This is a genomic window from Bradyrhizobium sp. IAR9 (genome assembly GCF_013408065.1).
Classification (GTDB): domain Bacteria; phylum Pseudomonadota; class Alphaproteobacteria; order Rhizobiales; family Xanthobacteraceae; genus Bradyrhizobium.
Genome location: NZ_JACBZW010000001.1, coordinates 629,766 through 649,486, shown reverse-complemented (window position 1 = coordinate 649,486; position 19,721 = coordinate 629,766). Strand labels below are relative to the sequence as shown.

Below are 19,721 nucleotides of genomic sequence, written 5' to 3'. Positions count from 1 at the left end.
ATGCAAACGCACTGGCGTCCGTCCTAGGGTGTCGGCTTGTGCGATGCCCAACGGCGCGAATGACGGATCGCTGGCCCGCTGGCGGGTCGTTTCCTCACAAATGCGATACTAGTCATGGCTACTTGGTAACGCTACCATTTTGTTCGCCGCGCCCACGCCCGAGACGGTCGGCCGGCTGTCTGAATGGCGCGGCGACGAGCTTTGCCGCTCGATCACCCGGAAGCCGAGATCGAGCACTGGCTGCTCCGGGCGCCGTCCGTCGATCGCCTCGATCAGCATGGTGGCGGCCGTTTTGCCCATCTCGTAGCGGTTGGTGCGCACGCTGGTAAGGGTGGGGACGGCGGAGGCCATGAATTCGAGGTCGTTGAAGCCGACGATCGCGATCTGCTCGGGGACGGCGATCTCCCGGCGCCGGCATTCGAACAGCACGCCGAGCGCAAGGTCGTCATTGGCACAGAACACCGCATCGAGATTCGGCTCGCGCGCCAGGAGATCGGTGAACAGCGCGCCGCCCAGCGTCACCGAGGTCGGTGTCGCCGTGGTGACGACGAGGCGCTGCTCGAACAGTGCGGCATCCTTCATCGCCGAGACATATCCGTCCAGCCGCCGCTGCACCCGCGGGTCCATGCGCGCGCCGACGAAGCCGATCTTGCGGCGGCCCTGCTCGAACAGGTGCGCAACCGCTGCGCGGGCTGCATCATAGTGCGAAAAGCCAATCATCATGTCGACCGGGTCGGGGCCGATCTCCATGATCTGCACGATCGGGCAATCGGCGGCCTCCAGCATGGCGCGCGATTCCGTGGTCTGGTCGATGCCGGTGACGATCAGCCCGGCCGGCTTCTGCGCCAGAAACAGTCGCAGCAGCTTCTCTTCCTGGAGGATGCTGTAGCGCGTGTTGGACAGCTGGATCGAGTAACGGCTGCCTTCGGACGCGTCGTAGATGCCGCGCAGCACGTCCGAGAACACGTTGTTGGTGAGGGAGGGGATCAAGACACCGATCACCTCGGTGCGTTGCGAGGCCAGCGCGCGGGCCGCAAGGTTCGGCACATAGCCGAGCTCCTTGGCGGCGCTCTCGACCCGTGTCCGCTTGGCAACCGAGAGGGCCTCCGGATTACGGAAGAAGCGGGACGCCGTAATCGGGCTGACGCCGGCAAGCTCGGCGACTTCCGCCAGCCGGATCTTGCCTGACTTGGTGCGTTTTCGACCCATTTGCTGCTCTTAACACAGTCAGTCCCGCAAACAAAGGAACGTTGACAGCGCTACCAGCAACGACTAACCAAAGACAAATTGCCAAAACCGCACAAACTGCCGACAATGTTGCCCGCTAAGATCGGGCTGAGTTCGGTGAAGTCTGAAAAAACAAGACGGTCGCGGCGCTAGAGGCGCCGTGGACTTTCGAGGAGGGAGCTAGATGTCGTCTGTGCAAATCCGCGACGTGCGGAAATCGTTCGGCAATTTTGAAGTCCTGCACGGCGTGACTGTACCGATTGAGGACGGCCAGTTCGTCGTTCTGGTCGGCCCCTCCGGCTGCGGCAAGTCGACGCTTCTGCGCATGCTCGCCGGTCTTGAGAACATCACCTCCGGCACGATCTCGATCGGCGACCGCGTCGTCAACAATGTCCAGCCCAAGGAGCGGGACATTGCGATGGTGTTCCAGAACTACGCGCTCTATCCGCACATGACGGTCGCCGACAACATGGGCTTCTCGCTGAAGCTGCGGAATGCGGGCGCCGACGAGATCAACAAGCGCGTCAAGCGCGCCGCCGAGATCCTCGCGCTGTCGCCGCTGCTCGATCGCTATCCGCGCCAGCTCTCCGGCGGCCAGCGCCAGCGCGTCGCGATGGGCCGCGCCATCGTGCGCGACCCGCAGGTCTTCCTGTTCGACGAGCCCTTGTCCAACCTCGACGCCAAGCTGCGCGTCGCCATGCGCACCGAGATCAAGGAGCTGCACCAGCGGCTGAAGACGACGACCGTCTACGTCACCCACGACCAGATCGAAGCCATGACCATGGCCGACAAGATCGTCGTCATGCATGACGGCATCGTCGAGCAGATGGGCACGCCGCTCGAGCTCTATGACAAGCCCGACAACCAGTTCGTTGCCGGCTTCATCGGCTCGCCCGCGATGAACTTCCTGAAGGGGCATGTGCGCGTCAACGGCGTTGCGACCTTCGAGGGACCGAACGGCGTCAAGCTGCCGCTCAAGACCGCGCCCGCGGCGTCCGACGGCCGTCCCGCAGTCTACGGCGTGCGGCCCGAACATTTCACCATTGCCGACGACGGCGCCGAAGCCGAGATCATCGTGGTCGAGCCGACCGGCTCGGAGACGCAGGTGTTTGCCAAGATCGGCGGCGAGCAGGTCGTCGCGGTCTTCCGCGAACGCCACCAGTTCAACCCGGGCGACAAGGTCCGGCTGAAGCCGGACCCGTCACTGGTGCATCTGTTCGACGAGGCGACGGGAAAGCGCCTGAACGCGTAGCGTAAGTTTAAGTCAAGACAATAAAAAGCATCACAGGGAGGACGACATGCAAGACTTTACCCGCCGGACTCTGCTTCAAGGCGGAACGGCACTGGCTGCGACCGGCATGCTGACCGGGCCGGCACTGTTCGATTTCGCCAAGGCCTGGGCGCAGAGCGCGCCCTGGAAGGCGGAGCCTGGCGCCAAGCTGACCGTGATGCGGTGGAAGCGCTTCGTGCCGGCTGAGGACGATGCGTTCAACGCGATGGTCGCGGCGTTCAAGGCTGCCACCGGCACCGAGATGAACGTGTTCAGCGAATCCTTCGAGGACGTGCAGCCGAAGGCTTCGGTTGCGGCCAATACCGGCTCCGGGCTCGATCTCGCCTGGGGCCTGCACACGCTGCCGCAGCTGTTCCCCACCAAAGTGCTGAAGATGAACGACGTCGCCGATTATCTCGGCAAGAAATACGGCGGCTGGACCGATGCGGCCGCCAAGACCTGCAAGCAGGGCAACGACTGGCTCGGTATTCCCGTCGCCACCAACGGCGGTTACATGACGTACCGCAAGTCGGCGCTCGACAAGGCGGGGTTCAAGGAATTCCCGAAGGACTTCCCCAGCTTCCTCGAGATGTGCAAGGCGCTGAAGGCGAACAACACGCCGGCCGGCTTCGCTCTCGGGCACGCCTCGGGCGACGGCAATTCGTGGCTGCACTGGGTGCTGTGGGGCCACGGCGCCTACACGGTCGACCAGAACGACAAGATCATCATCAATTCGCCGGAGACGGCAAAGGCGCTTGAATATTGCAAGTCGCTGTACGATGCCTTCATCCCGGGCACCGCGTCCTGGAACGATTCCTCCAACAACAAGGCGTTCCTCGCGGGCGAGCTCTATTGCACGGCGAACGGCATCTCGATCTACGTCGCCGCCAAGACCGATGCGAGCAAGAAGGAGCTCGCCGAGGACACCTATCACGCGCTCTGGCCGGTCGGACCGGTCGGCAAGCCGACCGAGCTGCAGCTTGCGCTGCCGATCCTCGCCTTCAACTTCACCAAATATCCGAATGCGGCGAAGGCCTTCGTCGCCTTCATGCTGGAGAAGGAGAATTACGAGAAGTGGCTGGACGGCGCGCAGGGCTATCTCACGCAGACCTTGAACGCTTATGAGTCGGCGCCGATCTGGACGGCGGATCCCAAGAATGCCGTGTTCTCGCAGGCGTCCAAGCGCACTCTCCCGGCGGCCGGTATCGGTTCGGTCGGCGAAAAGGCGGCGACGGCCATCGCCGACTTCATCGTCGTCGACATGTTCGCTAACTACTGCACCGGCACCAAGGATGCGAAGGGCGCGATGGCGGAAGCCGAGCGCCAGCTGAAGCGCATCTACCGCTGAGCGTCACGGGGCGGGCGGCCATTCGGCCGCCCGCTCGTCAACATTTCGATCAGGGATATCGGGCATGGCTGATGTCGCAATTCCCCGGGCCAAGCCTCAGATGAGCGAGGACAGCGCCTGGACCCAGCTCAAACACAATCGCAACTGGCTCGGCTTCTGGTTCATGGTGCCGGCCATGGCCTTCCTGATCTTTTTCCTGGCTTATCCGCTGGGCCTAGGCATCTGGTTGTCCTTCACCGACACCCGCATCGGCAGGGTCGGGCATTTCGTCGCTACCGAGAACTATGAGTGGCTGTGGGACGACTCCATCTTCTGGCTGTCGGTGTTCAACACGCTGCTCTACACCTTCGTCGCCAGCGCCCTCAAATTCGCGATCGGGCTTTATCTCGCGTTGCTGCTGAACGAGAACATGCCGTTCAAGGCGATGCTGCGCGCGATGGTCCTGATCCCCTTCATCGTGCCGACGGTGCTCTCGGCGCTGGCGTTCTGGTGGATCTTCGATTCGCAATTCTCCATCATCTCCTGGTCGCTGAGGCATCTCGGCCTGATCGACCAGAACATCAACTTCCTCGGCGACACGACCTGGGCACGCATTTGCGTGATCTTCGCCAATATCTGGCGCGGCGTGCCGTTCGTCGCGATCACGCTGCTGGCCGGCCTGCAGACGGTGTCGCCCTCGCTCTATGAAGCCGCAACGCTCGACGGCGCCACGCGCTGGCAGAATTTCCGCTTCATCACCTATCCGCTGCTGACGCCGATCATCGCCGTCGTGATGACCTTCTCGGTGCTGTTCACCTTCACCGACTTCCAGCTGATCTGGGCGATGACGCGCGGCGGACCGGTCAACGCCACCCATCTGATGGCGACGCTGTCCTACCAGCGCGCGATCATCGCCGGGCAGCTGGGCGAGGGTGCCGCGATCTCGAGCGCCATGATCCCGTTCCTGCTCGCCGCAATCATGGTCTCGTGGTTCGGCCTCCAGCGCAGGAAATGGCAGCAGGGAGAGAACAATGACTGATCTGCCCACCAGGTCCGTTGATCTCAAGGCCGTGCTATCGGGATCCTCTCCGACGGTGGCGAAGGACGATCACAGCGAGGGCATGAGCTATCTGCAGTCGGTGCCGCGCCGGATGGTGACGCTGTACCTGCCGCTCGCGATCATCGTCATCGTTCTGCTGTTCCCGTTCTACTGGATGGCGCTGACCTCGGTGAAGCCGGACGAGCAATTGCTCGATCTCGACAGGTACAACCCGTTCTGGACCTGGAATCCGACCTTCAAGCATTTCCACAAGCTGCTGTTCGAGAGCTACTACCCGTACTGGCTCTGGAACACGATGTACGTGGCCGTCTGCGCGACGGTGCTTTCGATCATCGCGTCGGTGCTGGCTGCCTACGCCATCGTGCGCTTGCGCTACAAGGGCGCCAATCTCGTCGGCGGGCTGATCTTCCTTGCTTATCTGGTGCCGCCGTCGATCCTGTTCATCCCGCTCGCCACCGTCGTGTTCCAGTACGGGCTGTTCGACTCGCCGCTGGCGTTGATCCTGACCTATCCGACCATCCTGATCCCGTTCTCGACCTGGCTGCTGATGGGCTATTTCAAGACCATCCCGTTCGAGCTCGAGGAATGCGCGTTGATCGACGGGGCGAGCCGCTGGCAGATCCTGGTCAAGATCGTTCTGCCGCTCGCAATCCCCGGCCTGATCTCGGCCTTCATCTTCTGCTTCACGCTATGCTGGAACGAGTTCATCTACGCGTTGACCTTCCTGCAGTCGACCAGCAACAAGACGGTGCCGGTCGCGATCGTCAACGAGTTCGTGGACGGTGACATCTACCGCTGGGGTTCGCTGATGGCCGGAGCCTTGGCCGGCTCGCTGCCGCTCGTCATCCTTTACGCCTTCTTCGTGGAGCATTATGTGTCCGCGATGACCGGCGCCGTGAAGGAATAATCGCGGAGTCTGCCACGGGAGCGCGCCGGAGGCTGCGCGCTCCGGCCAATAACCAAGGAGTTAAGCTCTTGCACGTTCTGGTTCTGGGCGCCGCCGGCATGGTCGGCCGCAAATTGTGTGAACGGCTGTTGCGTGACGGCCGGCTCGGCAAGAGCGACATCACCAAGCTCACCATGCATGACGTGGTCGAGCCGAAGAAGCCCGAGAAGGCTGGTTTCCCCGTCGAGACGGTGTCGGGCGACTTCGCCGTGCCGGGCGCTGCCGAAAAGCTGATCGCCGGCCGCCCGGACGTGATCTTCCATCTCGCCGCGATCGTCTCGGGCGAGGCCGAGCTCGATTTCGACAAGGGTTACCGCATCAATCTCGATGGCACGCGAATGCTGCTCGATGCCATTCGGTTGGTCGGTGGCGGCTACAAGCCGCGCGTGGTGTTCACGTCCTCGATCGCGGTGTTCGGCGCGCCGTTCCCGGATGCGATCGGCGACGAGTTCTTCCACACCCCGCTGCTCAGCTACGGCGCCCAGAAGGCGATCGGCGAATTGCTGCTGGCCGACTATTCGCGCCGCGGCTTCCTCGACGGCATCGGCATCCGGCTGCCGACCATCTGCATCCGGCCCGGCCTGCCCAACAAGGCGGCATCGGGCTTCTTCTCCAACATCCTGCGCGAGCCGCTGGCCGGCAAGGAAGCGGTGCTCCCGGTTTCCGAGGATGTCCGCCACTGGCACGCCACGCCGCGCTCGGCGGTCGGATTCCTGCTGCACGCCGGCACCATGGATCTCGCCGCGGTGGGCCCGCGCCGCAATTTGACCATGCCGGGCCTGTCGGCGACGGTCGGCGAGCAGATCGCTGCCCTGAAGCGGGTTGCGGGCGAGAAGGTCGCCGCGCGCATCAAGCGCGAGCCCGATCCCTTCATCGTCGGCATCGTCGGCGGCTGGCCGCGCAATTTCAATGCGAAGCGGTCGCTCGAGCTCGGCTTCACCACCGCCGAGAAGACCTTCGACGACATCATCCGCATTCACATCGAAGACGAGCTCGGCGGCAACTTCGTCGCATGATCTCCGACTGAGCGGGCCCTGGTGATGGCGAGCGTTGCTTGCATCGGCGAATGCATGGTCGAGCTCAGGCAGGCGCAAGGCGGCGCGTCTGCCGGGCAAGGGCAGGGCGGCGGGTTGTATTCGCGCGGCTTCGGCGGTGACACCCTCAACACCGCCGTCTATCTGGCGCGGCTCGAGGTCAAGGTCGATTATTTCACCGCGCTCGGCGATGACGGCCTCAGCGACGAGATGATCGCGGCCTGGAACGCGGAGAATGTCGGCACAAGGCGCGTCGCGCGGCTGGCCGGCAAGCTGCCCGGCCTCTACATGATCCAGCTGGATGCGAAGGGCGAGCGCCAGTTCTTTCACTGGCGCGACAGCGCGGCGGCGCGGCAGCTGATGAGCCTGCCAGAGACCGATGAGCTCCTCAACTCGCTGATGAGCTACGACATCGTCTATCTCTCCGCGATCACGCTCTCGATCTACGATGCGCCCGGCCGCGAGCGCCTGTTCGCGGCAATCAAGCGCGCACGCCTGCTCGGCACCCGCTTCGTGTTCGACACCAATTTTCGCGCGCGGGGGTGGCCGGACCGCGACGTCGCGCGCGAGGTTTTTGCGGCTGCTTTCACCGCCGCCGACATCGTGCTGACCTCCACCGAGGATCTGCTCGCGCTCTATCCCGGCGAGAGCAACGATCAGCTGATGGCACGTATCCCGACGCCCGAGCTGGTGTTCCGGCTCGCCGAGCCCGTGAGCCTGCTGCGCTTCCCCGGCGGAACGAGCGAGGTCCGTGCCGAACCCATGACCAAGCCCGTCGTCGACACCACGGCGGCCGGAGACAGCTTTGCCGCGGCCTATATCGCGGCCCGGCTCGCCGGTTCCGATCCGGTCGAGGCCGCCCAGGCGGGGCATCGCCTCGCCAGCCTCGTGATCTGCTATTCCGGCGCCATTATTCCGGGCTATGCCATGCCGCCGAAGAAACGACACCGGCCGGCGACCTCCCGCCAGGCGACCAAGTAGAAGCGACCAAGTAAAGATCGAGACCTATGACCACGACTGCCCAACAGAACCATCTCGCCGCGCTGTTCAAGGCAGCGACCGTCATTCCCGTGCTCACCATCGAGCGCATCCAGGATGCCGTGCCGCTGGCGCGCGCGCTGGTTGCCGGCGGCGTCCGCACGCTGGAGGTGACGATGCGCACCCCGGTTGCGATCGAGGCGGCGCGGGCGATGATGGCCGAAGTGCCGGAGGCGGTCGTCGGCATCGGCACGATCCTCAATCCCACCGACTTCACCCGTGTCGAGAAGCTCGGCGTCGCCTTCGGCATCAGCCCGGGCCTGACCCCCGATCTCCTGAAGGCCGCAGCCCACAGCTCGCTGCCGTTCGCGCCGGGCATCGCCACGGCGTCCGAACTGATGCTGGCGCTTTCGCACGGCCTCGACGTCGCAAAATTCTTCCCGGCCGAGCAAGCCGGCGGCATCAAGGGCCTGCGTTCGCTCGCCGGCCCGTTCCCGAACGTGCGGTTCTGCCCGACGGGCGGCATCGGTGAGGCCAATGCGGCGAGCTGGCTCGCCGAGCCCAACGTGGTCGCAGTCGGCGGTTCCTGGCTGTGCCCGACGGCCGAGATCAAGGCCGGGAACTGGGCCGGCATAACTGCCATCTGCCAGCGCACCCTCAAGGCCCTGAAACCCGCGTGAAGTCTTGCCATCCCTGCGCTAAGACTTAGCTCAGGAAGAGAGACCCCAGGGAGACATGACCATGACCGCCAGCATCGTCGGATGGGCGCATACGCCGTTCGGCAAGTTCGACACCGAAACCGTCGAAAGCCTCGTCACCCGCGTCGCCAATGAGGCGATGGCCGATGCCGGCATTTCGGCCGGCGATGTCGACGAGATCGTGCTCGGCCATTTCAACGCGGGCTTCTCGCCGCAGGATTTTACCGCCTCGCTGGTGCTCCAGGCCGACCCGAAGCTGCGCTTCAAGCCGGCGACCCGGGTCGAGAACGCCTGCGCCACCGGTTCTGCCGCCGTGCACCAGGGCCTGCGCGCGATTGCCGCAGGCGCCGCCAAGATCGTCCTGGTCGTCGGCGTCGAGCAGATGACGCGCACCCCGGGGCCCGAGATCGGCAAGAACCTGCTGAAGGCATCCTACCTGCCCGAGGACGGTGACACCGTCGGCGGCTTTGCCGGCGTGTTCGGCAAGATCGCCAGCTCCTACTTCCAGAAATACGGCGACCAGTCCGACGCGCTGGCGCTGATCGCGGCCAAGAACCACAAGAACGGCGTCGCCAATCCCTTCGCCCAGATGCGCAAGGATTTCGGCTTCGACTTCTGCCGCGCCGAGAGCGAGAAGAATCCCTACGTCGCCGGCCCCCTGAAGCGCACCGACTGCTCGCTGGTCTCCGACGGCGCCGCCGCGCTGGTGCTGGCCGACGCCGAGACCGCCAAGGGCATGGCCAAGTCGATCGGCTTCCGCGCCACCGCGCACGCCCAGGACTTCCTGCCCATGAGCAAGCGCGACATCCTCCAGTTCGAGGGCTGCACCGTCGCCTGGCAGCGCGCGCTGGAAAAGGCGGGGGTCACGCTGTCCGATCTCTCCTTCGTCGAGACCCATGACTGCTTCACCGTGGCCGAGCTGATCGAATACGAAGCGATGGGCCTGACGCCGCGGGGGCAGGGCGCCCGCGCCATCAAGGAAGGCTGGACGCTGAAGGACGGCAAGCTGCCGGTCAATCCGTCCGGCGGCCTCAAGGCCAAGGGCCATCCGATCGGCGCCACCGGCGTCTCCATGCACGTGATGACCGCGATGCAGCTCGCAGGCCAGGCGCCCGAGGGCATGCAGCTCAAGAACGCCAAGCTCGGCGGCATCTTCAACATGGGCGGCGCCGCGGTCGCCAACTACGTCTCGGTGCTGGAGCCGCTGAAGTAGGCTCTCGTAGGGTGGGCAAAGGCGCGAAGGCGCCGTGCCCACCATCTTCCTTGCGTTAGATCATGGTGGGCCCGCTTCGCCTGGCCCACCCTATGGCTCCTGATTGATTGGCGGAAGAGCATCATGAGCACTGACTACGAAGACTCGCTGTCGATGGACGCACTCAACGGTCGGATTGCGATCCTCGAGGACAATATAAGGCAGCTCATCGAGCAGGCCGCGGCCGCTTCAGGCGAGCAGAACGAGTCGCGCATCGCCGACCGGATCAGCCAGCAGAACGAAGAGCTCGACCGGCTCCTCAAGATCCGCGAATCCCGCCAGAAGAAATAGCCGCCGATATCACCGCGCGGCGCATGCGGCCATACGCCGGCCGCCCTTGTGCGCGCGGCTTTGCTGCCTTTAGCTGGACCGAAATCGCGGGGCCGCGCCTGGCCCCCGCGCAATCGGGAGCGAATGATGGGGCCGCTGAAGGGCATCAAGGTCATCGACATGACCACCGTGCTGATGGGGCCTTATGCGACCCAGATGCTCGGTGATTACGGCGCCGACGTCATCAAGGTGGAATCGCTCGATGGCGACGTCACCCGCCTGATCGGCCCGATGCGCCACGCCGGCATGGGCCCGGTGTTCCTCAACACCAACCGCAGCAAGCGCTCGATCTGCCTCGATCTGAAAAAGCCGGCGGGCCGCGAGGCCGTGTTGCGACTGCTGAAGGACGCCGACGTTCTCGTCTACAACGTCCGCCCGCAGGCGATGGCGCGGCTTCAGCTCGGCTACGACGTCGTCTCGAAAATCAACCCGCGCCTCGTCTATGCCGGCGTGTTCGGCTTTGGCCAGGATGGCCCGTATGCCGCAAAGCCCGCCTATGACGATCTGATCCAGGGCGCCACCGCGCTGCCGGCGCTGATGGCGCAGACCGGGGACGGCGTGCCGCGCTATGTGCCGAACGCGCTGGTCGACCGCATCGTCGGCCTTACCGCCGTCGGCGCGATCTGCGCCAGTCTCGTGCATCGCGACCGCACCGGACGCGGCCAGCGGGTCGATATCCCGATGTTCGAGACCATGGCCGGCTTCGTCATGGGCGATCACATGGGCGGTCTCACCTATGAGCCGCCGCTCGACAAGGGCGGCTATGCCCGCCACCTCTCGCGCGACCGCAGGCCGTACAAGACCTCGGACGGCTATCTCAGCGTCATCGTCTACAACGACAAGCAGTGGGACAATTTCTTCAAGGCGACCGCGCGCGACGACCTCCGCGCCGATCCCAGATTTGCGACCTTCGCCGGCCGTGCAGCCAATATCGATGTGGTCTATGCCGAGCTCGCGCGCATCTTCGAGACGCGCACGACCGCCGAATGGATCGAGCTGCTGACCAAGGCGGATGTGCCGGTCATGCCGATGCACGACCTTGCCTCGATCCTGCACGATGAGCATCTGGCGGCGACGAATTTCTTCCCCGTCGTGACCCATCCGACCGAGGGCCCGATCCGCAGCATGAAGGTGACGGCGACCTGGTCGGAGACGGAGGCCGAGCCGGTGCGGCTGGCCCCGCGGCTCAACGAGCACGGCGCGGAGATTCTTCGCGAGATCGGATACTCCGCCGACGACATCGCCGCCATGGTCCGCGACGGCATCACGCGCTCGCCGCCGGAGTAGGGGAGGCACCATGAGCTTCATCACCGGCGTCGGCCTCACATCCTTCGACAAGCACGAAGGCTCGTCCTCGCTCGACCTGATGAGCCAGGCGGCACAAGCCGCGCTCGACGATGCCGGGCTGAAGCGCTCGGACATCGACGGCATCCTCTGCGGCTATTCCACCGTCTCGCCCCACATCATGCTGGCGACCGTGTTCGCAGAGCACTTTGGAATCCGCCCGAGTTACGCTCACGCCGTGCAGGTCGGCGGCGCCACGGGGCTGGCGATGACGATGCTGGCGCATCACCTCGTCACCTCGGGCGTCGCGCGCAACGTGCTCGTCGTCGCCGGCGAGAACCGGCTCACCGGGCAGAGCCGTGATGCCTCGATCCAGGCGCTGGCGCAGGTCGGCCATCCCGACTACGAGGTGCCGCTGGGGCCGACCATTCCCGCCTATTACGGCCTCGTCGCCAGCAGGTACATGCACGAATATGGCGTGACCGAAGAGGATCTCGCCGAATTCGCGGTGCTGATGCGCGCCCACGCCTGCACCCATCCCGGTGCGCAATTCCACGACCCCATTACCGTCGCCGACGTCATGGCCTCGAAGCCGGTGGCGATGCCGCTCAAGCTGCTCGACTGCTGTCCGGTCTCCGACGGCGGCGCTGCCTTCGTGATCAGCCGCGAGCGGACCGGCGAGGCGGGCGTGCGCATCCGCGGCTGCGCGCAGGCGCATACCCATCAGCATGTCACGGCCGCGCCCGCGCTCAGTGAACTCGGCGCCGAGATCTCCATCGCCCGCGCCAAGAAGGCCACGGGCCTTGCGATCTCCGACGTGCGCTACGCCGCGATCTACGACAGTTTTACCATCACGCTCGCGATGCTGCTGGAAGACCTCGGCCTTGCCGGCCGCGGTGAGGCCGCAGCCCGCGTGCGATCAGGCCATTTCAGCCGCGACGGCGCGATGCCGCTGAACACACATGGCGGCCTGCTCAGCTACGGTCATTGCGGCGTTGGCGGCGCCATGGCGCATCTGGTCGAGGCGCATTTGCAGATGACGGGGCGCGCAGCGAGCCGCCAGGTGCGTGACGCCCCGATTGCGCTGCTGCATGGCGACGGCGGCGTGCTGTCATCGCATGTGAGCATGTTCCTGGAGCGAGTGCGATGAGTGGGCGTCTGGCAGACTGGACCAAGGGCGAAGCGGCCATCACCTACCAGACCTGCAACTCATGCGGGCATGTGCAGTATTTCCACCGCGCCTTCTGCGCGGCTTGTGGCGAATCGGATCCGCGCGAGCAGCGCGCCAGCGGCAAGGGCAGGGTCTACGCCACCTCGCTGGTCTGCCGCGCCGCGACGCCCGAGACGCGCGCACACGTGCCCTACAACATCTTGCTGGTCGATTGCGCCGAGGGCTTTCGCATGATGGCGCATGGCGACAACGGACTCGCGATCGGCGATTCGGTCGTCGCGAGCTTCAAGCCGTTCGCCGGGAAGCTCGCGCCTTTCTTCACGAAGGAAACGTAACGGGATTCGTCATTCGGGGGCGGTCATGGACCGAGCCTGGAACGGGTATTCTGGGCCTGGCCTGTGCGAGGGGCCACCCCGGAATGACGAAAACTCTAGAACTCCAACTAACGCCCGTAGAACAAGATGCTGGCGATGACGAGCATCGCCGTCACCGCCAGCATATGCGCGAGCGCTCCCGAGGCCGCCCCCTTGGTGGCTTCCTTCATGCCTTTTTCTCCCTAGACTTGGGCGTGACTCATCGTTGTGCGGCTAGCGCACCCGATGGCCAATTGTTTTACTCGGAACACCCCATTTGCGAGTACTCACCGCGATTTGTCCCCACGCGGCGAATATCGACTGTGTCAGGGTCGATCAGCAATGCGGCGGCAATTTGACTCGATAATGTTGCTCCTGCGTCCTCGCGCGAATAGAGTCTTTGGGAACTTGCGCGGACGACGACAAAAAGCATCAAAAAATCAGGGAAAACTTCAGGAAAATCATGGCCCGCATCAGCTACAGCGACCCGTCCAAGGCATCCGACCGCACCCGCGAAATTCTCGACAAGAACCGCAACGCCAACATCTTCCGCATGATGGCGCACTCGCCCAGCTATTTCGAGCAGTACTGCCGCTTGGGGGGCGCCATCCGTCACAAGGGCGAGCTCGATCCGGTCGTGCGCGAGCTTGCGATCACCCGCACCGGAATCTTGTGCGAGGCGCCGTACGAGATCGTCGCGCACAAGCGGATCGGCAAGAATGTCGGCATCACCGACGCGCAGAACGAGGCGCTCGAAAACTGGCAGGCGGCGACGTGCTTCAACGAGGTGCAGCGCGCCGCGCTCGCCTTCACCGACGAGATCGTGAAGCTCAGGAAGCCGACGGATGCGACCTTCAAGGCAATCGCAGCGAAGCTGACGCCGGCCGCGCTGGTCGAGCTCCAGCTCTCGGTCGGCTTCTACATCATGACTTCGAAATTCCTGGAGACGTTCGAGATCGATCTCCAGCCCGTTACCGAAGTGGTGGGCTGATCGAAGCACCGCGGCGAGGGATGCCAATGACGATCGATGAATATGCGGCCTGGGCTGCGAGCGTTGCGAAAGTCGATGAACATCCGTCCAACGAGCGGCTGTCCTATCTCGGTCTCGGCCTCGCGGGCGAGGCCGGCGAGGTGGCCGAGCACATCAAGAAGCTGCTGCGCGATGACTGGCTCGATAAGGCGGGCCTCGTCGATGAGCTCGGCGACGTCATCTACTACTGGGCCTGCCTCTGCGCGACGACCGGCCAGAAACCGTCCGAGCTGCTCGACAAGAGTGCAGCGAAGATCAAGCGAAGGCTGAGCGAGGCGGCGAGCCGGTAGGCTCGCTCACGTCGACGTCAGGATATCCACCTTCGCGTTCGCCACGATCAGGCGATCGGCGAGGAGCTGGGCGAGGTTGCGCATGATGCGCTCGCTGGCGTGCGGGTGCTGCTGACGGAAGCGTTCGAAATCCTGCAGCGGAGCCTCATAGGCGGTCGCGGCCATGTCGGCGAAGACGTCGGCCGAGCGCATGGACTCCAGCAGCGCCATCTCGCCGAACGCCATGCCCGCGGTCAGCGTCGCGAGCCGCACGCCGTCGGGCAGCGTGACGTGCACGGCGCCGCTGCGCAGGAAGAACAGGGAATTGGCGCGATCGCCGGTGGTGAGAATCTTGGCGCCGGACTGATAGGTGCGGATGGTGCAGATCGAGGCGAGATCCGCCAGCTCGTCCTCGCCGAGGCCCTCGAGCAGCGGCTGCTCGGCAAGCTCGGTGGTCTCATGAAAGTCGATCGAGCCGCCGTAGCGGTAGACGATCTGGTCTTCGGCCCATTCGATCGCGGTGTCGAGCAGGTAGAAGTCGCGGACGTTCTTCAGCTCGGCCGTCCATTCCCGCAACGTGTCCCACTCCCTGGATGCGCGCCTGACGCCCGACAGCACCACCGTGACATTCAGTGCGGCGAGCTCCGCGAACGCTTCGGCGACAAGCCGCGCGCCGGCGCGCGTGGTGGAGGTGACGCGGTGGAGATCGAAGATCACGAATTGAGGGCGGGGCCGGGCAGCGAGCCGCCGGGAGACGTAGTCGACCGCGGACAGCGACAGCGTGCCGACCAGCTCGATGATCCGCACCTCCTGCTCATGCGCGGCGAGAATCTCGCGCTCCTGCGGCCGGCGCACGCGGCGTGACGGGCTCTTGCCGATATCGTAGTCGGCGATGACGGCGTTGCGCGCATCGTCGCTGCGGTTGAGCATGTGCAGATCGTAATGCGAGGACAGCGCCTCGCAGACCTTGATGCCGCGCACGCTGTTGCCGTGCTTGTCGAGCTTTGGCGAATAGCTGCCGAGCCCGAGGCGGGCGGGGAGCGCGGCGAGGATGCCGCCTCCGACGCCGCTCTTGGCGGGAATGCCGATCCGGTAGATCCATTCGCCGGCATAGTCGTACATGCCCGAGGAGGTCATCACCGACAGCGTGCGGGAGATGGCGTAAGGCGTCAGCACCTGCTCGCCCGTGACCGGATTGACTCCGCGATTGGCGAGGGTCGCCGCCATCACCGCGATGTCCCGCGCGGTGACCAGCACCGCGCATTGCCGGAAATAGACGTCGAGCACGGCTGCAACGTTGTCGGAGATCACCGCGTTGGTCTTGAGCAGATAACCGATCGCGCGGTTGCGGTCGCCGGTCTGGCTCTCCGAGCCGTAGACGGCCTCGTCGACGGCGAGATCGCGGCCCGCGAAGCGGCTCAGCGCGAGCCGAATCTGCTCGAAGGCATCTGCGCCCTTGCTGTCGTAAATCAGCCCGGTGCAGGCGATCGCGCCGGCATTGACCATCGGGTTGAACGGGTGGTTCTCGGAATTAAGCCGGATCGAGTTGAAGGGATCGCCCGACGGTTCGACGCCGATCGCGCTCTCGACCCGGCCTGCGCCCAGAAGGTCCAGCGCCAGCGCGAACACGAACGGTTTTGACATCGACTGGATGGTGAAGGGCACCCTGGAGTCGCCGACCTCGTAGACGTGGCCATCCAGTGTCGCGAGGCTGATGCCAAAATAGGCAGGATCAGCCTTGCTCAGTTCGGGAATGTAGTCGGCGACGCTGCCCGAGGTTTCGGCGGAGAATTCGTTGAGGCAATTGTCCAGAAACCGCAGCAAGGGCGGCTTCGAGCGGGTCCAGGCGGCGGCGAGAGGCGAGAGCGGGGTCATCGCCTCTCTTGTGCAACGCAATCAGGGCACGCGCAACCCGTTCGGAACCACGGTCTGCCGCCGGACCAGCAGCAGGGCGAGCAACGCCGTGGGCGCAAGGATGGCAAGGCCCAGCAGCGTCACCTGCATCTGCGACAGCGGCATGATCCCGCCGCCCGGTGTCGCCACCACGAAGCCGCCGATCACCAGCAGCACGCGGATCGGCCATTCCAGCGCGCCGGCGCGGCGGAGGTCACCGACAAAGGGCTGATAGCCCTGGATGCCGCCGCAGATGAACAGCGTGCCGAACGCCGCAAGTCCCATCAGGCCGAGACCGGCGAGATACGGGCTCGGCCCTTGCAGCACCAGCGCCGGATTGAGCACGAAGAAGAACGGGATGAAATAGATGATGCTGCCGACCCACATCGATTCCCAGCCCGTCTTCATCGCCGGCGAGCCGGCAATGCCGGCGGCCGCGAAGGACGCGATCGCGACCGGCGGGGTGATCGAGGACAGCATGCCCCAATAGAAGATGAACATGTGCACGGCCATCTTGTTCAGCCCGAGCTTCTCCAGCGCTGGCGCGACCAGGATGGCGAGGAAGATGTAGCAGGCCGTCGTCGTCAGCCCGAGGCCGAGGATCAGGCTGGTGAGCGCACACATGCCGAGCAGCAGGAAGGGATTGTCTCCGGCAATATGCAGGAGGTCGTTGGCGAGGCTCGACACCACGCCTGTCATCGAGAACGCGCCGATCAGGAGACCGCAGCCGGCGAGGATGCCGACCAGCTCGACGAAGGTGCGGCCGTTGACCTCCAGGAATTTGCCGATCGTCGCAAAGGTCCAGCGCGTGTCCTTGGAGAAGAACTGGTTGAGCACCAGCAGCAGCGCGGTCGCGTAGAATGGCGCATGGCTCTCGCGCTTGAAGTAGAGCAGCATCACGATCAGCAGGGCGATGACGAAGACGTAGTACCAGCCGTCCTTGATCGTATCCATGATCCGCGGCAGCTCGGCGCGCGGAATTCCCTTCAGCCCGTGGCGCGCGGCGTAGGAGTCGACCTGCATGAACAGGCCGACATAATAAAGCACGGCCGGGATGATCGCGGCGACCGCGACCTCGGCGTAGCTGACATTGAGGAACTGCGCGATCACGAAGGCGGTCGCGCCCATCACCGGCGGCGCCAGCACCGCACCGGTCGAGGCGCAGGCCTCGATCGCGCCGGCATAGGAGGCGCGAAAGCCGCTCTTCTTCATCACGGGAATGGTCATGGTGCCGGCGGTCAGCACGTTGGAGATAATCGAGCCCGACATCATGCCGAGCAGGCCGCTGGCGAAGATGCAGACCTTGGCCGCGCCGCCGCGGAAGGTGCCGCACAGCGCGAAGGCAAGGTTGATGAAGAATTTTCCGGCGCCGGTCATCATCAGCGCGGTGCCGAACACGAGGAAGCCGATCACGGTGTCGGCGAAGGCCTGGATCGGAATGCCGAGCAGGCTCTCGCCCGACAGCACGTGATAGGCGGTCGCCTGCTCCAGCGTCGATTGCGTGCCGCGGAACGGGCCGAGCCAGCTGGATTCGGCGAATAGCGGATAGACCGTGAAGGGGAGCACGCTCAACAGCAGGCTCCAGCCGCCGGTGCGCCGCAACGCCTCCATCAGCATCGCCCACATCACGAGCCCCGCCGCGATCACGTTGTTCGGCGCGCCGCCGAACTCCCAGCCGGCCTCCGCCGCCTTGCGCACGTTCGACATCAGCAGCAGCGCTGCGGCGAAAGTCGCGACGAACAAGACGAGGTCGTACCAGGGGATCCGGTCGAGCGGCGCGCGCTCCGTGCCGGGAAAGATCAGGAAGGTGAAGGGCAGCATCAACGCGATCAGGAGATAGAAATACTCCGTGTTGAGCTGGGTGTAGCCGATGAAGAAGCGCAGCGAGAACTGCTGGTTGATGCAGAGCAGGATCGTCGCCGCGGTCGCTGCGACCAGCGTCCAGCGCCAGGCGCCGCGCAAGGTGCGCACGCGCGTGACTTCGGCCTCCTGCATGTTGCCGGCCGCGCCATGGGGATCGTCGAACACGATCCGCTTGGTCTCGTCTTGCGGGGCAGTGGAGGTGGAAACAGAAGACATCGTCGATCCCGCGCGTGGGCTGGTAACTAACTAAGCGAATGGCCGTTGGTTGAATCGATCAAGCCGCGGGCTCCTCAACCTCTCCCGCTTGCGGGAGAGGTCGGCGCGCAGCGCCGGGTGAGGGCTGTCTCCTCTGGGGGAATCCCACTGCGGAGATACCCTCTCCCCAACCCTCTCCCGCAAGCGGGAGGGGGAGCGCACTTCTGGCGCGGCGGCCATCAAGCCCAACAACATCGTGCTCTAATCCTCGAACCCGTTCGGCATGTCGGCTTTCGCAAGCGCTGTTGCGCGCGCCTTCATCCAGCCATCGAGGAACGCCTTGTCGTCCGACGGCGGGTTGGACTTGCCGTAATCGGCCCACGCGGCTGCCAGCACCTCCTGCCGCTTGATCAGCTTGTTGTTGTGCGCCTCCTGCGCGTCGCTCCACTGTCCGGCTTCCTTCAGTGCCTTCACCGAGCCGGGATGCACCGGCACCACCCAGTTCTTGGTCTGGCGGTCGGCCGCGAGCCCGCCGGCACCGGGCGCCGAATCCTTGTAAGCGTCGTAGTTCGTGATCATCGCCTTGGTGATCGCATAGACCTGGTCGGCCGGCTGCGAGGCATAGGCGACGAAGATCGGGTAGGGGTAGTTGCCGAGCTCGACCGGCTTGTCCGGCGAGATGCCGGCCCCGCAGGTCGCCACTTGCGGGAAGAAGAACGATCCGACCTTCTGCATTCGCGCCCAGCCTTCCTTGTCCTTGGCAGGCAGCGGCGGCCAGATCAGGCCGCGCGGCGAGGTCTCGGCTTCCTTGGCGGGGCCGGTGATGGTGGTGCCGAATGCGGCATCGACGTCGTTGTTGATCAGCCCTTTCCACATCGCGCCGTAGCTTGCGAATTCGACGGCCTTGATGTCTTTTTGCGTCAGCCCGGCGAAAGCGAGCACGGCGAGCGAGTTCTGGTTCAGCGCGGGTGAGCCGACCACGAAGCCGACACGCTTGCCCTTGAGGTCCTTCAACTCCTTCACGCCGGTGTCGGCGGCGACGCCGAGCGAACCGCAATTGCAGTCGACGCTCGAAAGCAGGATCTGAAGCGGCTGCGGACCCCATTCCTTCGCGCCGAACTCGAACACGCCTTCCTGCGCGAAGTAGGTGCCGGATCCCATCGCCGAGGATGCCGCGCGCTTGGCGCGCAGCGGCGCGAGACGGGCAACGTCGTTGCCTGCGGGCAGCACGCGCACGTCGGTGCCGTATTTGTCCTTCATCATCTTGCCGACGCCGACCGCGATGTTGAAGCCGGCGGTTCCGGTGTCATAGGCGGTGAACGTCAACGTCGCCGGCAGCTTGATGTCTTCGGCGAACGAATAGCGTGTAGACGCAAAAGAGATGCCCGCCACCAAGGCAGGCGCGAGCACGAGCAGCCCACGAAGCATGTTTCCCTCCAATGATCTTTCGCGTTTGCCGCGAAGATTTTCGTTCTTTGTTTGAAACAGAGTTTTGTTTGCGACGGATCATGTCACCCGCGTCGGGCGATGGCAACGCCGTA

At 64.7% G+C, this 19,721-nt stretch carries 18 protein-coding genes; 14 read left to right on the top strand and 4 right to left on the bottom strand.

Features of this window, described 5'->3' with window-relative positions:
* Positions 1 to 108: 108 nt before the first annotated feature.
* Entirely contained in the window at positions 109 to 1,209 is a 1,101-nt protein-coding gene (locus GGD67_RS03165) for a LacI family DNA-binding transcriptional regulator (protein ID WP_018319831.1), read from the bottom strand.
* A 202-nt stretch (positions 1,210 to 1,411) separates the two neighbouring features.
* On the opposite strand from GGD67_RS03165, the gene GGD67_RS03160 reads away from it, so the two are divergent.
* The 14 genes from GGD67_RS03160 to GGD67_RS03095 all read left to right on the top strand — a co-directional run bounded on the left by GGD67_RS03160 (position 1,412) and on the right by GGD67_RS03095 (position 14,250).
* Positions 1,412 to 2,479, top strand: coding sequence for an ABC transporter ATP-binding protein (locus tag GGD67_RS03160; protein WP_091954325.1), 1,068 nt, complete (start codon positions 1,412 to 1,414; stop codon positions 2,477 to 2,479).
* Between the two features lie 46 nt (positions 2,480 to 2,525).
* Positions 2,526 to 3,845, top strand: coding sequence for an ABC transporter substrate-binding protein (locus GGD67_RS03155; protein ID WP_018319833.1), 1,320 nt, complete (start codon positions 2,526 to 2,528; stop codon positions 3,843 to 3,845).
* 100 nt (positions 3,846 to 3,945) lie between these two features.
* Positions 3,946 to 4,863 (top strand): ABC transporter permease subunit, encoded by a 918-nt coding sequence (locus GGD67_RS03150; protein ID WP_018319834.1) that lies wholly within the window; start codon positions 3,946 to 3,948, stop codon positions 4,861 to 4,863.
* On the top strand, positions 4,856 to 5,791 hold the full coding sequence (locus GGD67_RS03145; RefSeq protein ID WP_018319835.1) for a carbohydrate ABC transporter permease: 936 nt from the start codon (positions 4,856 to 4,858) through the stop codon (positions 5,789 to 5,791). The genes GGD67_RS03150 and GGD67_RS03145 overlap by 8 nt, the downstream gene beginning before the upstream one ends.
* A gap of 68 nt (positions 5,792 to 5,859) precedes the next feature.
* Complete coding sequence (denD, locus tag GGD67_RS03140; RefSeq protein WP_018319836.1) at positions 5,860 to 6,846, top strand: D-erythronate dehydrogenase; 987 nt, start codon at positions 5,860 to 5,862, stop codon at positions 6,844 to 6,846.
* 24 nt (positions 6,847 to 6,870) lie between these two features.
* Positions 6,871 to 7,845, top strand: a complete 975-nt coding sequence (locus tag GGD67_RS03135) for a sugar kinase (protein ID WP_179730832.1) — start codon at positions 6,871 to 6,873, stop codon at positions 7,843 to 7,845.
* Positions 7,846 to 7,871: 26 nt separating this feature from the next.
* Positions 7,872 to 8,522 carry a bifunctional 4-hydroxy-2-oxoglutarate aldolase/2-dehydro-3-deoxy-phosphogluconate aldolase gene (gene eda / locus GGD67_RS03130; protein ID WP_018319838.1) on the top strand — a complete coding sequence of 217 codons (651 nt, stop codon included), beginning with the start codon at positions 7,872 to 7,874 and terminating at the stop codon, positions 8,520 to 8,522.
* A gap of 61 nt (positions 8,523 to 8,583) precedes the next feature.
* On the top strand, positions 8,584 to 9,753 hold the full coding sequence (locus tag GGD67_RS03125; protein WP_026202261.1) for an acetyl-CoA acetyltransferase: 1,170 nt from the start codon (positions 8,584 to 8,586) through the stop codon (positions 9,751 to 9,753).
* Positions 9,754 to 9,876: 123 nt separating this feature from the next.
* The gene (locus tag GGD67_RS03120; RefSeq protein WP_028145154.1) at positions 9,877 to 10,083 is read left to right on the top strand and encodes a hypothetical protein; all 207 of its coding nucleotides are present in this window, start codon (positions 9,877 to 9,879) and stop codon (positions 10,081 to 10,083) included.
* A 126-nt stretch (positions 10,084 to 10,209) separates the two neighbouring features.
* Entirely contained in the window at positions 10,210 to 11,409 is a 1,200-nt protein-coding gene (locus GGD67_RS03115; protein ID WP_179730830.1) for a CaiB/BaiF CoA-transferase family protein, read from the top strand.
* Positions 11,410 to 11,419: 10 nt separating this feature from the next.
* Positions 11,420 to 12,556: a thiolase family protein gene (locus tag GGD67_RS03110; RefSeq protein ID WP_179730828.1), complete on the top strand. Its 1,137-nt coding sequence runs from the start codon at positions 11,420 to 11,422 to the stop codon at positions 12,554 to 12,556.
* On the top strand, positions 12,553 to 12,912 hold the full coding sequence (locus tag GGD67_RS03105; RefSeq protein ID WP_179730827.1) for a Zn-ribbon domain-containing OB-fold protein: 360 nt from the start codon (positions 12,553 to 12,555) through the stop codon (positions 12,910 to 12,912). The genes GGD67_RS03110 and GGD67_RS03105 overlap by 4 nt, the downstream gene beginning before the upstream one ends.
* Positions 12,913 to 13,393: 481 nt before the next feature.
* Entirely contained in the window at positions 13,394 to 13,921 is a 528-nt protein-coding gene (locus tag GGD67_RS03100) for a carboxymuconolactone decarboxylase family protein (RefSeq protein ID WP_179730825.1), read from the top strand.
* A gap of 26 nt (positions 13,922 to 13,947) precedes the next feature.
* Positions 13,948 to 14,250 (top strand): nucleoside triphosphate pyrophosphohydrolase family protein, encoded by a 303-nt coding sequence (locus tag GGD67_RS03095; protein WP_179730823.1) that lies wholly within the window; start codon positions 13,948 to 13,950, stop codon positions 14,248 to 14,250.
* A gap of 6 nt (positions 14,251 to 14,256) precedes the next feature.
* On the opposite strand, the gene glsA is transcribed toward GGD67_RS03095, so the two are convergent.
* The 3 genes from glsA to GGD67_RS03080 form a co-directional block, all read right to left on the bottom strand.
* Complete coding sequence (gene glsA / locus GGD67_RS03090) at positions 14,257 to 16,104, bottom strand: glutaminase A (RefSeq protein WP_179730821.1); 1,848 nt, start codon at positions 16,102 to 16,104, stop codon at positions 14,257 to 14,259.
* Positions 16,105 to 16,125: 21 nt separating this feature from the next.
* Positions 16,126 to 18,201: a TRAP transporter permease gene (locus GGD67_RS03085; protein ID WP_179730819.1), complete on the bottom strand. Its 2,076-nt coding sequence runs from the start codon at positions 18,199 to 18,201 to the stop codon at positions 16,126 to 16,128.
* Between the two features lie 240 nt (positions 18,202 to 18,441).
* The gene (locus GGD67_RS03080; protein ID WP_179730817.1) at positions 18,442 to 19,608 is read right to left on the bottom strand and encodes a TAXI family TRAP transporter solute-binding subunit; all 1,167 of its coding nucleotides are present in this window, start codon (positions 19,606 to 19,608) and stop codon (positions 18,442 to 18,444) included.
* Between the last annotated feature and the right edge of the window lie 113 nt (positions 19,609 to 19,721).

Coding starts and splice junctions, on each gene's coding strand:
- GGD67_RS03165 (WP_018319831.1), bottom strand. CDS start 1,209: ATGGGTCGAAAACGCACCAAGTCAGGCAAGATCCGGCTGGCGGAAGTC.
- GGD67_RS03160 (WP_091954325.1), top strand. CDS start 1,412: ATGTCGTCTGTGCAAATCCGCGACGTGCGGAAATCGTTCGGCAATTTT.
- GGD67_RS03155 (WP_018319833.1), top strand. CDS start 2,526: ATGCAAGACTTTACCCGCCGGACTCTGCTTCAAGGCGGAACGGCACTG.
- GGD67_RS03150 (WP_018319834.1), top strand. CDS start 3,946: ATGAGCGAGGACAGCGCCTGGACCCAGCTCAAACACAATCGCAACTGG.
- GGD67_RS03145 (WP_018319835.1), top strand. CDS start 4,856: ATGACTGATCTGCCCACCAGGTCCGTTGATCTCAAGGCCGTGCTATCG.
- GGD67_RS03135 (WP_179730832.1), top strand. CDS start 6,871: ATGGCGAGCGTTGCTTGCATCGGCGAATGCATGGTCGAGCTCAGGCAG.
- eda (WP_018319838.1), top strand. CDS start 7,872: ATGACCACGACTGCCCAACAGAACCATCTCGCCGCGCTGTTCAAGGCA.
- GGD67_RS03125 (WP_026202261.1), top strand. CDS start 8,584: ATGACCGCCAGCATCGTCGGATGGGCGCATACGCCGTTCGGCAAGTTC.
- GGD67_RS03120 (WP_028145154.1), top strand. CDS start 9,877: ATGAGCACTGACTACGAAGACTCGCTGTCGATGGACGCACTCAACGGT.
- GGD67_RS03115 (WP_179730830.1), top strand. CDS start 10,210: ATGGGGCCGCTGAAGGGCATCAAGGTCATCGACATGACCACCGTGCTG.
- GGD67_RS03110 (WP_179730828.1), top strand. CDS start 11,420: ATGAGCTTCATCACCGGCGTCGGCCTCACATCCTTCGACAAGCACGAA.
- GGD67_RS03105 (WP_179730827.1), top strand. CDS start 12,553: ATGAGTGGGCGTCTGGCAGACTGGACCAAGGGCGAAGCGGCCATCACC.
- GGD67_RS03100 (WP_179730825.1), top strand. CDS start 13,394: ATGGCCCGCATCAGCTACAGCGACCCGTCCAAGGCATCCGACCGCACC.
- GGD67_RS03095 (WP_179730823.1), top strand. CDS start 13,948: ATGACGATCGATGAATATGCGGCCTGGGCTGCGAGCGTTGCGAAAGTC.
- glsA (WP_179730821.1), bottom strand. CDS start 16,104: ATGACCCCGCTCTCGCCTCTCGCCGCCGCCTGGACCCGCTCGAAGCCG.
- GGD67_RS03085 (WP_179730819.1), bottom strand. CDS start 18,201: ATGTCTTCTGTTTCCACCTCCACTGCCCCGCAAGACGAGACCAAGCGG.
- GGD67_RS03080 (WP_179730817.1), bottom strand. CDS start 19,608: ATGCTTCGTGGGCTGCTCGTGCTCGCGCCTGCCTTGGTGGCGGGCATC.